Source organism: uncultured Martelella sp., from assembly GCF_963677965.2.
GTDB classification, from domain to species: Bacteria; Pseudomonadota; Alphaproteobacteria; order Rhizobiales; family Rhizobiaceae; genus Martelella; species Martelella mangrovi.
In genome coordinates this window covers 879,429-892,711 of sequence record NZ_CAXXFM010000001.1, presented here as the reverse complement: position 1 = coordinate 892,711, position 13,283 = coordinate 879,429, and the positions used below count along the sequence as shown (strand labels likewise).

The window sequence follows — 13,283 nt, the reverse complement described above, 5'->3', positions numbered from 1 at the left end:
AAGGCGGGTTTCCGATGCCGCGCCAATCATGCCCGATCAGCTTAAGGGACGCATATCGACCGCGCAATTCGTCCCGGTAAAGACGTTGGCGGTGAATATGAGGCGAAACAATTCAAAAATCTGTCAGAATCGGGTTGATCATCGCCGCCGCATCGGTATATATCGCGCCGATCCCGCCCTTCGATTTCCCCGAAGCTGGCGCCGGATGGACAGGTGGCCGAGTGGTCGAAGGCGCACGCCTGGAACGCGTGTATACGGGTAACCGTATCGAGGGTTCGAATCCCTCTCTGTCCGCCATTACCTCGTCCCAAGATCATGATTTTATCCGGCTTTGCCGGCTGCTTCGTTGTGCGGGCATATCTTTCTTCATCCCATACAGGGGTCGGGCTTGTTGGTGCCGCGGCGGCGTATCCCATGGGGATGGTCATTGTTCCGACACGAATTACGGTTGTCATCCCGTGCGGGTTCGTTACCTTCCGCGCCAGAGAAAACAGACCGGACAGACCTGCTCCATGAGTGACAACAAGATCGCCCGTATCGTTGCCGATGAAATCAAGGCGCGGCCCGACCAGGTGAATGCAGCGCTGGAGCTGCTCGATGGCGGCGCGACCGTGCCGTTTGTGGCGCGCTACCGCAAGGAGGCGACCGGCGGGCTCGATGATACGCAGTTGCGGCTTTTGTCGGAGCGGGTGACCTACCTGCGCGAACTGGAAGCGCGGCGCACGACAATCACGGAATCGATCCAGAACCAGGGCAAGATGACGGATGAGCTGGCGGACAGGATTGCCGGCGTTGCCACCAAATCCGAGCTTGAAGATCTTTATCTGCCCTATAAGCCCAAGCGCCGCACAAGGGCGATGATTGCCCGTGAAAACGGCCTGCAGCCGCTGGCCGATGCGATCTTCGAGGATCGCGCGGCCGATCCGGAAGCGCTTGCGGCCGCCTATGTGAACGAGACGGTCGCCGATACCCGTGCGGCTCTTGACGGCGCCCGCGATATCCTTGCCGAGCAGTTTGCCGAAAACGCCGATCTCGTCGGCCGGCTGCGCCAGTATCTGCGCGACAATGCCGTGCTCTACGCCAAGGTGGTGGACGGCAAGGCGGAAGCCGGCGCGAAATTTTCCGACTATTTCGAGCATTCCGAAAAATTCGCCACCGCCCCCGGTCACCGTGTGCTGGCCATGCTGCGCGGCTGGAACGAGGAGGTGCTGACGGTGGCGATCGAAGCCGACCGCGACAACCCTTCGCCCGTCAAACCCGCCCAGCAGATGATTGCCCGTTTCTTCGATATCGGCCAAAAGGGCAAGGCGGACGAATTTCTGATGCAGGTGGCCGGCTGGTGCTGGCGGGTGAAGCTTTCCACCTCGCTATCGCTCGATCTGATGCGGGAAATGCGCGAGCGGGCCGAAGACGAGGCAATTCATGTTTTTGCACGCAACCTGAAAGACCTGTTGCTGGCCGCCCCTGCCGGCTCCCGCGTCACGCTGGGGCTCGATCCGGGCATCCGCACCGGCGTCAAGGTCGCCGCTGTCGATGGGACCGGCAAGCTGCTCGACACAGCCACGATCTACCCCTTCCAGCCGCGCAATGATGTTCAGGGGGCGACGGCTGCGCTGAAAGCGCTGATCGCCCGCCACAAGGTCTCGCTGATTGCCATCGGCAACGGCACGGCAAGCCGGGAGACCGAAAAACTGGTCGCCGATCTGCTGAAGGAGATCCCGGAGCCGAAACCGGTCAAGGTGATCGTCTCGGAAGCCGGCGCTTCGGTCTATTCGGCGTCCGAAACGGCAGCGAAGGAATTCCCCGGTCTTGACGTTTCACTGCGCGGCGCGGTTTCGATTGCGCGCCGTCTGCAGGACCCGCTTGCCGAACTGGTGAAGATCGAGCCGAAATCGATCGGCGTCGGGCAGTACCAGCATGATGTCGACCAGATCAAATTGTCGCGTTCGCTCGATGCCGTGGTCGAGGATGCGGTGAACGGCGTTGGCGTCGATCTCAATACGGCGTCTGCTCCGCTTCTGGCGCGCGTTTCCGGCCTTGGGCCTTCGATTGCCGAAGCCATTGTGCTGCATCGGGATGAAAACGGCGCATTCCAGAGCCGCAGGCAGCTTCTGAAGGTCGCCCGCCTCGGGCCGCGCGCCTTCGAGCAGTGCGCCGGCTTCTTGCGCATCCGCGACGGCAAGGAGCCGCTGGATGCTTCTGCCGTGCACCCGGAAGCCTATGATGTCGCCAAGAAGATCGTCGCAGCCTGCGGGCGGGACCTGCGTTCGCTGATGGGCGACAGCGCTGCGCTGAAATCGGTTGATCCGCGCGCCTTTGTTGACGAGCGCTTCGGCTTGCCGACGGTGCGCGACATTCTGGCGGAGCTTGAAAAGCCCGGCCGCGACCCGCGTCCGGAATTCAAGACCGCGAGCTTTGCCGACGGTATTGACGAAATCTCCGACCTGAAGCCCGGCATGGTGCTGGAAGGCACGGTCACCAATGTCGCCGCTTTCGGCGCTTTTGTCGATATCGGCGTGCATCAGGACGGGCTCGTCCACGTCTCCCAGCTTGCCGATCGTTTCGTCAAGGATCCGCATGAGGTGGTGAAGGCCGGCGATGTGGTGACGGTGCGCGTGGTCGATGTCGATGTCCGCCGCAAGCGTATCGGCCTTTCGATGAAGAAGGATGACGGCGCACCGGCCGCCAGAGGCCCGCGCAACAATGAGCGCAAGCCGCAGCGCGGTAACGGGAAAGACGGCGGGAAAAGCCAGGGCGCCTTTGGGGCGGCGCTGGCCGATGCCATGCGCAAGAAGTAGCGCCTGCCGCTCACTCCGGTTTGGAAAAACGGAGCCTGAAGGCGCTCACGCAGAGCGTCTCAATGCTGATTTCGGGGCGAAGTGCACATCCTTTGCGCCTCGAATCAATGCGGTTTTGTGTCCTGTACGATGGGATTTCGCGGCGTGCGGTTTACCGTTCTTTCATGCCGAATTTCCTGCAACTTATTGAAATTAAAGTATTTATCCGTTTTCAGGCAAATGCAGCAAACTGCCTTGTTTCTTGGCATAAAACGAATATTGTACGATTAATAATATGTGACATTAGCAGGCATTCGGGGGATTGTGATGGCTTCACCGCTGTTCAACCTGATCGAAAAGATCATTAAAACCGGGACACTCAAGGTCAAGACGGAAACAGGGGAAATCACCACATTCGGAGATGGTACGGGCGATCCGGTCAGCGTGCGCTTCACGGACAGGCAAGCCCAGGACCTGATTGCCAAGGACCCCGCGCTCACCCTTGGCGAGATGTACATGCAGGGCCGCTTCCTGGTGGAAGAAGGCGATATCTACGACTTCCTGTCGCTCGTCCGGCGCAATACGCTCGATATCGTCTTCAGCCCGTTTATGGCGGCCAAACTGTTCTGGCGCATCGGACTTGCGCAGCTTAATACGCATCTGCCGATCAACAGGAACCGCAAGAATGTTTCCCATCACTACGATCTGACGCCACCGCTTTTCAGCCTGTTTCTCGACGACGACTGGCAATATTCCTGCGCCTATTTCGATCCGCCGGACATTTCGCTCGATGAGGCACAGCTTGCCAAGAAGCGTCATATCGCGGCCAAGCTCAGGCTGAATGAAGGCCAGCGCGTGCTCGAGATCGGTTCGGGCTGGGGCGGGCTCAGCATGTATCTCGCCGAGATGGCCGGTGTGGACTGTACCGGGATCACGCTTTCGCATGAACAGCATGGCATTTCGGAAAGGCGTGCGGCCAAACGCGGGCTGTCCGACAGGGTCCGTTTTCAGCTCCAGGACTACCGCACGATGAAGGCCAAGCCCTTCGACCGGATCGTTTCGGTCGGCATGTTCGAACATGTGGGGATCGGCCGCTACCGGAACTTTTTCGACAAATGTTTCGAACTGCTCGATGATGACGGCGTCATGTTGCTGCATTCGATCGGGCGCGATGTTGCCGGCCACGGCCACACCAACCCGTTCATCGAGAAGTATATTTTCCCCGGCGGCTATATCCCTTCGCTGGCGGAAGTGCTGCCGGCGGTGGAAAAATCCGGCCTTCTGGTGCGCGATACCGAAATCCTGCAGATGCATTATGCCCACACGCTGCGGGCATGGCGGAAACGTTTCGTCGCCCGCAAGGAAGAAGCCATCAAGCTTTATGACGAAAAATTCTTCCGCATGTGGGAATTCTATCTGGCCGGTTCGGAAATGGCGTTTGAATGGGACAAGATGTTCGTGTTCCAGATGCAACTTTCCAAGAGCCAGTTTGCCACGCCGAACAACCGCCGTTATATGTTCGAGGCCGAGGAGAAGCTGAAGGCTGCGGAAGCCGGCAGGGCTCCTCTCGAACCGGTCGAATTCGACTAAGGCATTGCGTGCCCGCTGCGGCTCGCGCAGCGCTTTTTTCGGATTTTGCCAGACGGCGATGCATCGCCTTTGTGTGATGCGTTGGCTTCCAGCATGATGCGTTGAGGATTTATGGGCACTATCAGCGAGGATGACGGCCGCGTTTTCGATGCGCCGTCCGATAATTTCGTCTACAGCCTGCTGCCGCGCTGGCTTTGGCCCTATGCCCAGCTTGCCCGGTGGGACCGGCCGATCGGCTGGCAATTGCTGATGTGGCCCTGTTTCTGGTCGGCGGCGATGGCTGCCGGCGTGACGGCGAATGCCGGTGCGTTTCGGCCCGGCCAGTTCATTGCGCATCTGTTTCTGTTCTGGCTCGGCGCCGTGGCCATGCGCGGGGCCGGCTGCACCTATAATGATCTCGTCGACCACCGGATTGACGATAAGGTGGCGCGCACGCGCTCGCGGCCGCTGCCATCGGGTCGTGTGTCACGGCGGCAGGCCTGGGTCTTCATCCTGTTGCAGGCGCTGACCGGCCTTGCCGTGCTGCTGTCATTCAATTTGTTCGCAATTCTGCTCGGTTTCGCATCGCTGGCGGTGGTTGCGGTCTATCCCTTTGCCAAGCGGTTTACCGACTGGCCGCAGTTCTTTCTCGGCCTTGCCTTTTCCTGGGGTGCGTTGATGGGCTGGGCTGCCGTTTTCGGCACGGTGTCTCTACCGGCGGTTCTGGCCTATGTCGCGGCGATTTTCTGGACCATCGGCTATGACACGATTTATGCCCATCAGGACAAGGAAGACGATGCGCTGATCGGTGTGCGCTCCACGGCGCGGCTGTTTGGGGAGAAGACCAAGCCTTGGCTTATCGCCTTTTACAGCCTCGTGCTGTTGCTGCTGGCCACGGCGTTCAGCCTTGCCGGGCTGGGCTGGCCGGCCTTTGGCGGACTTATCGTTGCAGGTGCCATGCTGTTTTACCAGATCGTCGTTTTGAATATCGACGACGGCGACCAGTGCAAACGGTTGTTCGTGTTCAATAACTATGTCGGCATGGTGATTTTCGCCGGGCTCGTGGCCGCGATCTTCATTGGCTGAAACCGCCGCTCAGGCGGCGATCTCACGGCCCTTGACCTTCATCGTCACGCCGATCGGGCAATCGCGCAGGCGCATTGCAAGACGCTTTATGCCGTGCGCGGCGGCCCGTCGGGCAGGGCCGGCATCGTCATTGGCGGCAACCGCCTGGTGCGGCTTGAAGTCGACCGGGCGGGCAACGCCGTCGGCCTCGACCATCATCATCGGAATATCGTAAAGCAGCGCCCAGTTCTGCCAGTCGGCCACAATCTCGCTCAGATCATGGGCGACAAGCAGCGGAATGCAGAGTTCGGGATCGGCGTGGTGCAGTTCCAGCGTCACGGTGATGCCGCCATCGGCGTGCGCTACGGCACGGGCGGCAACGCCCTTGAAGGCGCGGCCCGGCAGCGCGATGGAAAACGGAAGGTTGCTGGAAGGCAGGTTGCGGCGGACAACAGCGCCGCGCTGATCGAGCTTGACGCCGATGCGGGTTTCGGCCCCCTTGGCGACGTAGGAGAATTTCTGCGGGAAATACGCGGGATCGATTCTGAGAACCGGTTCCTCACTCCCCCTCTTGACCTGCGAATTCGTCATCTGATCACCCTTTGGCTCTGTTGCCGGTATCCGGCTTTTTTCTGCGGACTTTTCCGTCCGTCTGAGGGCCATCATAGGCGCGGTTATTACCAGCCGCCTTAACAAGCAGGGTTAAGAAAATCCAACGCGCATGAATGGTTATCAAAATCCGATTTGTCAGGGTTGAGAGAGCGTGAACGCGTTGGTGAGGAAACGTTAACTGCGGCGCGTAGGGGCTTTGATAAAGATCACAGGAAGCCCCGGCATACTCCCCGTTTCCTTAAGCGCAAACCTCATCGCATAGCCCGCAAGTCTTCTCGCCCCGGAGGGGAGAGATGCCCCGAAAGGGGCAGTGAGGGGCGAGACTATCCCCGCGAGCGCCCTCATCATTCGAAATGCTGCATCACCCTCACTCCCCTTTTCGGGGGTATCTCTCCCGCAAGCGGGAGAGAATATCTGGAGCAAAACGCGGTTTTTCTGCGCATCCCAGGCAAGAAGGCAAAGAGCCTCAGCCGGAAAGCTTAGAGAAATCGGCCACCGTGCCGGTTGCCTCGCGGATCATCGCCAGCAGTGCCAGACGGTTGGCGCGCACGGCCTCGTCTTCGGCGTTGACCAGCACCTCCTCGAAGAAGGTGTCGACCGGGGCACGCAGGGCCGAAAGCGCCTCCATGGCGGAGAAATAGTCTTCTTTCACCGAGGCTTCGCGCGCTTTGGCAGAGGCGGAAACGATAGCCTCGTAAAGCGCCTTTTCCGCATCCGTTTCGAAAAGCGCCGGATCGACCTTTTCGGCCACCCTGGTTTTCTTCTTCTCTTCCGCCGCCAGAAGCTGACCGGCGCGCTTTTCGCCCGCCAGCAGGTTTTGGCCATCTTCGGAATCGAGGAATTTCGTCAGCGCCTCAACCCGGCGGGCGACCGTTTCCAGATCGTCGGCCTCGGGCGAAAGCACTGCGTCGATCAGGTCGTAACGCGCGCCCATGTCGCGCAGGTAAACCTTGAAGCGGTCGTGGAAGAAGGACAGCAGGTCGCGGTCGTCAAAGATGGAGAGCAACGGCAGACGCACGCCGCGTTCCAGAATGATGCGGATGACGCCGAGGGCTGCACGTCTCAGAGCATAGGGGTCGCCGGAGCCGGTGGGCTTTTCGTCGATCGACCAGAAGCCCGTCAGCGTGTCGAGCTTGTCGGCCAGCGCCACCGTCAGGGAAACCTTGCTGCGCGGCACGACATCTGAGGGTCCGAGCGGCTTGTAGTGTTCCTCGACTGCGGCGGCGACATCGTCGCTCTCGCCCTGAAGGACTGCGTATTTGCGGCCCATCAGGCCCTGCAGCTCGGGGAATTCGCCAACGGCTTCCGTGCGCAGATCGGCCTTGGCCAGCACCACGGCGCGGTCGACCGCAGCTGCATCCGCGCCGACGATGGGGGCGAGTTTTGCCGCCAATGCGCGGATACGGGCGACCCGTTCGCCCTGGCTGCCGAGCTTGGCGTGGAAGGTGACATTCAGCGCGTCGAGCTTGGCCATGCGCTGGTCGAGCGGCTTTTTCAGGTCGAGGTCGAACTTTTCGGCCGAGGCCGTCAGCCCGTCCATATCCGGCAGGTCGCGCTGGTCGACATGCCAGAAATGCAGCGCATCGGAAAGACGCGCGCGCACCACCTTGCCGTTGCCGTGGCAGATTTCCTTGCCGCCATCGGTGGCGGCGATATTGGCGACCAGAATGAACTTGTTGGTCAGCTTGTCGTCGCCGTGTTTGCGGGTGACGAAGCATTTCTGGTTGGTCTTGATCGTCAGCCGGGTGATTTCATCGGGGATCTGCAGGAAATCCTCCTCGAATTCGCCAAGCAGCACCTGCGGATATTCGACCAGACCGGCAACCTCGTCCAGAAGCCCCTCGTCCTCCACCACGTCCAGCCCATTGGCAAAGGCGAGATTGGCGGCATCGTCGCGGATGATGTGCTTGCGGCGCTCGGCGTCGAGAATGACTGAAGCCTTTTCAAGCCCCGCTGCGTAATCGTCGAAGCGCTTGACGGTGAAAGGTTCCGGCGCGTGAAAACGGTGGCCACGGGTGACGTTCGAAGCGACAATGCCGTCGATTTCGAAATCGATGACCTCTGTTTCCTCGATTTCGGTGCCGAAGGTGCAGACGATGGATTGCAGCGGGCGCACCCAGCGCAGCGAACCCGGCTCGGCGGACGCCGCCCCCCAGCGCATCGATTTCGGCCAGGGGAAATTGCGGATGATGCCGGGCATCACATCGCGTATGATGGCTTGTGCGTCGCGGCCGGGCTTTTCGATCACGGCCACGTAGAAATCACCCTTTTTCGGGTCCGACTGGATTTTCGCCTCGGCGATATCGGAAAGCCCCGCGCCGCGCAGAAAACCGGCAAGCGCCTTTTCCGGCGCGCCGACGCGCGGGCCCTTGCGTTCCTCGCGCACATCGGCGGAACGCGCCGTCAGCCCCTTGATGTTCAGCGTCAGCCGCCGTGGAGTGAAGAATTCCTTGGCGCCCTCATAGGTCAGCCCCGCATCCACCAGCGCATCGGTGACAAGCTTCTTCAGGTCGCCGGCCGCCTTGGCCTGCATGCGGGCGGGGATCTCTTCGGAGCGGAGTTCAAGCAAAAGGTCGGGCATAGGAGCGGGCTTCTATCATGTTCTGGTCTATGTGGCGCCGGTGTTAGCAAGCTCCGCGAAAAAAGTCATCCGGCAATACTCGTTTTAGCGCTGTCGCCGGAAAAGAACCGCGTTTGCGCCCGTACCCGGCCGTATTTGTCGATATGCTGATGCAACATTGAGGAGAACAATCTTGCGCACCCTGTCCCTTTTACCGCTCCTGCTTGTTGCAGGCACATCCGCTTCCGCCGACCCGCTGCTGCCGCAGGGGCATTTCAGAACCGAATGCCTGCCGATCGGCAAGAACGACCGGCACGGTTTCATCGCCGAGATCAGGATTGAAGGCCGCGATATTTCAGCTTTCGCGCAGAGCTATGCCCATAATGATTGTGACGTGCCGACGGTGCAGGTCGATTATCGCGGCACAATCACCGCCGCCACCGGCAAGGATGATCGCGTCGACTTCACGCAGGAGACCGGTCGCTTTCTCTATACGCTGCTCGCCGATGACGTGACCACCTATTACAACGCCAATGCCGATACCGCCGGATGCGGCATCGATGACTGGCAGACGGATGCACCGCGCGACGTTACCGGACGCACCTGCGCCCCCAACAGCTTTCCGGAAGCCGGAACGGTGCTGAAAGACAGCCTCTGGGGCGATGACGACGCGATCCATTTCGGCCGCATGCCGATGGTCTGGGATGCCGTCACCGGCTATCCCGAAGAACCATCGGCCATACGTTTCACCCGCGTGGAGTGAGCAGCCTACCAGCCGCCGCCGCCACCACCACCGCCGCCGCCGCCGGAGAAGCCGCCGCCGCCGGAAAAGCCGGAGGACGACGAGCTTTGTGTCGGCATCGACGACGACATGGTGGAGGCCATGGACGAGGAGAAGTTGCCGATGTCGCGCGACAGGCTGTCATGGCTGAACGTGCCATAATACCAGTAAGGCGAATAGTAGCCGGTCGTACCCGCCGCAACGGCTGCGGTCAGCCATTTGTCGAAGGTTCTCGACCACGGTTTTTCGACACCGAGCGCGATGGCATAAGGCAAAAGCGTTTCGAAATGCTGCGGCGACATTTCCGGCGTGCCGGTCATGTTCATCCGGTCGGCCTCGGCCAGCGTCAGATATTGTTTCAGCCCGGCAATCTCGTCCATCTTCTTGCGGCCTGCGGGCGTCGGTGCGCCCATGGCGAAGAAGAACAGCACGTTCATCAGCAGGATGCCGCCGAGTGTGCCGACCAGCATCCAGTCATTCGGGCCAAGATCGGGGTTGAAAACGGACATGATCAGTCCGCCGACGATATTGACGGTGAAAAGTCCGGCAAAGCCGATGAAGATCATCGTTCCGAGCACAGAGCCGACGGACCGGCCGCGCCGGCTGAACATCTTGGCAAAGACGCTTGAGAAAATGCCGATGAAAATGGCGGCGAAAACCGACATGAACAGAACCGGCACGATCGCCAGATTGACAGAGCCGAAGGTAAACAGCGCAACGGCCGCCACAACTGAAAGCGCGACCCCGCCGAGGGTGTAGCCCAGGTTGGAAACGAAATAATCGCCGCGGTGCTCGTTGGTGATGGCGGAGGTGAACTTGCTCGCCATCGATGAGACCTTGGAACTGTGCGCCTTGTCGACGATGAACACCCCGCCGGCATCATCGACCGATTTCAGAAAGGCCTTCTGTCCCGGCGGCAGGGTCGGGTCGAAAGGCTTGTCGGTGCGGGTGATCTTCATGCCCTTTTTCGGCTTGTCGATGGTGACGAAGCCCTTCACCGCCAGATCGACAGCCGTTGCGGCAATGGCATCAAAGCGCGACGTCCCGAAACCCTGATTTTCGATATAGGAGACGAGGGCGGGCGACAGGCCTTCCGGCGGGTGCCAGCGCGGCACGATCACGCCCGGTTTCGGGTCGCGGCCGACCGAGGACCATGACCAGTAATAATAGCCGAAGATCACCAGCAGGCCGATAATACCGATGAAATAGTTGCGATAGTCACTCAGGAACCATCCCGCGCTTTCGGAGACCGACGGTGCGTCAATCGCGCCTTTCGGCAAAGCCACGACCACGGAAAGTCCCTCTTGCGGTGCCAGTGGCGCCGTCGTCATGAAGGTAACGACATTGCCGTCGACCTGCGCCCGGGCGTCCTGTGCGGTCGAGCCATAGGCCCCGGTATAATAGGTCACGTCATCAGGCGCCACACCTTCCGGCAGGGTGATGCGGGCATAGGCCTTGTCGATCGGAAAGGCCCAGAAATTGCCGGTCGCGTTCCAGTAAACCTCGTCGTGATCGTCAAAATAACGGATCTGACGGTCGGTTTCGTAATTGATGACGAAGGAATATTCGCCGGGCGCCAGCCTCGTATCGGCGGAGCCGAGATAGATGCGGATGCCGTTGGTGATGCTTTCGGTGTGATAGGCCACCGGCTCGCCATCGAGCGAAGCCGATTTGAGCTTGAAGGTCACATCGCCGGTGCGCCCGTCAGCGGTTTTGAAGCGCAACGGAAAATCACGATAGATACCGCGCCGGATCTGATCGCCCTCGGCATGGACGGTGATCATCTCGCTGACATCGTAAACGCCCGATTTCTTGACGGTCACATCGGAGACGAACTGGCGGATATATTCCGCCGCATGCGCGTGGGAAAACGCGCCGAACGCCATGAAAAGAGCAAGAGACAGAATGGCAAACGCCATCCGTAGCGTGACTGTGACCCTCAGTTCCGTAAAACGGAGGCTTCGGTTCGCTGTCGCCATTATATTTCCTTCAGTCTTTGTATTCCACGCCGAGTGCGGCAAGCGCGTCCCAATAGCCCGGATAGGTCTTGCCCACGCAAAGCGGGTCCAGGATGGTAATGCCGGAAATCTTCAAACCGGCGAGCGCAAAGCACATGGCGATGCGATGATCGGCGAATGTGTCGATTTCAGCGGGCAGGTATTGCCCGGCAAGCGCGGGATCGGCATGGACGATCAGGTCGTCGCCGTCCTCCTCGGCAAGGCCCGCACGAATGTTGTTGAGGCCGAGCGACAGCGCACGGGTGCGGTCGCATTCCTTGACCCGCAGGTTCTCGATGCCGGTAAAGCGTACCGGGTTTTCGTTGAAGGCGGCGAGCACGGCAAGGGTCGGAACCGCATCCTGCATCTGGCTGCCATCGATTTCAGCCGGCATATGCGGAAAGGCGGCAATCACGTCATAGGCCTTGGCATCCGGCTGGGTGAATTTTTCTGCGGGCGTACCGATATCGATCCTGCCGCCGGTGAGTTTTTCCGCCGCCCAGAGATAGGTCGCGGCCGAGGCATCCGGTTCGATATGGAAATCGGCGGCCTGGTATCCGGTCGACAGAACTTTCCATGTCGCCTGATCCACCTGCTCGACCCTGGCGCCGAAGGCGGCCATGGCGTCGAGTGTGAGCGTGATATAGCCGCGCGCGCCGATTTCCGTGCCGGTGAGCGCGATGGTTACCGGTTCGGGCGCAAGCGGTGCGGCCATCAACAGGGCGGAGACATACTGGCTGGAAAGCCCGGCATCGATCTCGACGCGGCCCGTGCCGAAATGACCATTGCCGGAGATGGTGACCGGCGGGCAGCCGGTCGGGGCCTCGGCATCGACGCCGAGCCGCTTTAGCGCATCGACCAGTGGGCCGATGGGGCGTTTGCGCATATGCTCGTCGCCATCGACGATGACCGTACCGTCGACGCTTGCCGCAGCGGCTGTCAGAAACCGCGTTGCCGTGCCTGCATTGCCGAGGAATAACGGCCCGGAAGGCGCTTCGAGCCGGCCGGTGCCGGCCACCACGAATGTGGTCTCGTCAGGCTCATGGACGGTAACGCCCATTGCCCGCAACGCATTCGCCATATGCTTGGTGTCGTCGCTTTTCAGCGCGCCCGTCAGCCGGCTTTTGCCTTTTGAAAGACCGGCGAGCAGAAGCGCGCGATTGGTGATCGACTTCGAGCCGGGCGGGCTCACCTGCCCGTTCAGCGCATGAGCGGGAGGGACGACGGTGACACGGTCTGCATTCATCCTCAAAAACTTTCTTCAAACCCCGCAAATAACGGGATGCTGTCAGAACGAAACGTTCGGCACGGCGCGATCCGCCGCGTCCTCGATCTCGAAATAATCGCGTTTTTGAAAACCGAACTGACCGGCGATGATATTGCTCGGGAAGCTCTCGACCCGGACGTTGAGGTCGCGGGTTGCGCCATTGTAATAGCGCCGGGCCATCTGGATTTCGCTTTCGGTCTTTTCCAGCGCCGCCTGCAGCTCGGAAAAATTCTGGTTTGCCTTCAGGTCCGGATAGGCTTCGGAAAGCGCGAAGAGGCGGCCCAGCGCCTGGGTCAGTTCGCCTTCGGCCTGGGCGCGGCCCGCAACATCGTTGGTGGCAACGGACTGCGCCTTGTTGCGCTTTTCAACGACCTCTTCCAGCGTGCCGCGCTCGTGGCTGGCATAGCCTTTGACGGTTTCAACGAGGTTGGGAATGAGATCGGCGCGGCGTTTGAGCTGCACGTCGATGCCGGACCATGCCTCTTCCGCCATCTGGCGGGCGCGCACGAGTGCGTTGTAAAGCGAGATGACGAAGCCGGCGAGGGCCCCGACGATGACGATGAGAATGATGAATGTCACAAGCATTGGCGCACTTCCGGGTTTGTGGGGCCGTCACAGGCGGACGATCTCGCATCCGTCCGTAACGCCTTCGGGA

The 13,283-nt window shown here is 60.5% G+C and carries 9 protein-coding genes and 1 tRNA gene; 5 read left to right on the top strand and 5 right to left on the bottom strand.

All coding sequences use genetic code 11. The annotated features are described in order from the left end of the window. Nucleotides 1–207: 207 nt before the first annotated feature. From ACHZCU_RS04355 to ubiA, 4 genes are all read left to right on the top strand, one after another. Nucleotides 208–297, top strand: a tRNA-Ser gene (locus tag ACHZCU_RS04355). Nucleotides 298–512: 215 nt separating this feature from the next. Beyond that, nucleotides 513–2,798 carry a Tex family protein gene (locus ACHZCU_RS04350; protein ID WP_319517794.1) on the top strand — a complete coding sequence of 762 codons (2,286 nt, stop codon included), beginning with the start codon at nucleotides 513–515 and terminating at the stop codon, nucleotides 2,796–2,798. Nucleotides 2,799–3,104: 306 nt separating this feature from the next. Then, on the top strand, nucleotides 3,105–4,367 hold the full coding sequence (locus ACHZCU_RS04345) for a class I SAM-dependent methyltransferase (protein ID WP_106308230.1): 1,263 nt from the start codon (nucleotides 3,105–3,107) through the stop codon (nucleotides 4,365–4,367). Nucleotides 4,368–4,478: 111 nt separating this feature from the next. Next, nucleotides 4,479–5,432 (top strand): 4-hydroxybenzoate octaprenyltransferase, encoded by a 954-nt coding sequence (gene ubiA, locus ACHZCU_RS04340; protein ID WP_319517793.1) that lies wholly within the window; start codon nucleotides 4,479–4,481, stop codon nucleotides 5,430–5,432. 9 nt (nucleotides 5,433–5,441) lie between these two features. Here ubiA and ACHZCU_RS04335 read toward each other — a convergent pair whose 3' ends face one another. Next, nucleotides 5,442–6,002: a DUF6101 family protein gene (locus ACHZCU_RS04335; RefSeq protein ID WP_106308224.1), complete on the bottom strand. Its 561-nt coding sequence runs from the start codon at nucleotides 6,000–6,002 to the stop codon at nucleotides 5,442–5,444. A gap of 487 nt (nucleotides 6,003–6,489) precedes the next feature. After that, nucleotides 6,490–8,604: a glycine--tRNA ligase subunit beta gene (gene glyS, locus ACHZCU_RS04330; RefSeq protein ID WP_319517792.1), complete on the bottom strand. Its 2,115-nt coding sequence runs from the start codon at nucleotides 8,602–8,604 to the stop codon at nucleotides 6,490–6,492. Between the two features lie 172 nt (nucleotides 8,605–8,776). On the opposite strand from glyS, the gene ACHZCU_RS04325 reads away from it, so the two are divergent. Beyond that, on the top strand, nucleotides 8,777–9,346 hold the full coding sequence (locus tag ACHZCU_RS04325) for a hypothetical protein (protein WP_319517791.1): 570 nt from the start codon (nucleotides 8,777–8,779) through the stop codon (nucleotides 9,344–9,346). Between the two features lie 5 nt (nucleotides 9,347–9,351). Here the strand turns inward: ACHZCU_RS04325 and ACHZCU_RS04320 are convergent, their stop codons facing one another. From ACHZCU_RS04320 to ACHZCU_RS04310, 3 genes are all read right to left on the bottom strand, one after another. Next, on the bottom strand, nucleotides 9,352–11,283 hold the full coding sequence (locus tag ACHZCU_RS04320) for a DUF2207 domain-containing protein (RefSeq protein ID WP_319519741.1): 1,932 nt from the start codon (nucleotides 11,281–11,283) through the stop codon (nucleotides 9,352–9,354). A 70-nt stretch (nucleotides 11,284–11,353) separates the two neighbouring features. Continuing rightward, nucleotides 11,354–12,607: a 3-phosphoshikimate 1-carboxyvinyltransferase gene (locus tag ACHZCU_RS04315; RefSeq protein WP_319517790.1), complete on the bottom strand. Its 1,254-nt coding sequence runs from the start codon at nucleotides 12,605–12,607 to the stop codon at nucleotides 11,354–11,356. A 42-nt stretch (nucleotides 12,608–12,649) separates the two neighbouring features. Beyond that, the gene (locus tag ACHZCU_RS04310; protein ID WP_106308209.1) at nucleotides 12,650–13,213 is read right to left on the bottom strand and encodes a LemA family protein; all 564 of its coding nucleotides are present in this window, start codon (nucleotides 13,211–13,213) and stop codon (nucleotides 12,650–12,652) included. Between the last annotated feature and the right edge of the window lie 70 nt (nucleotides 13,214–13,283).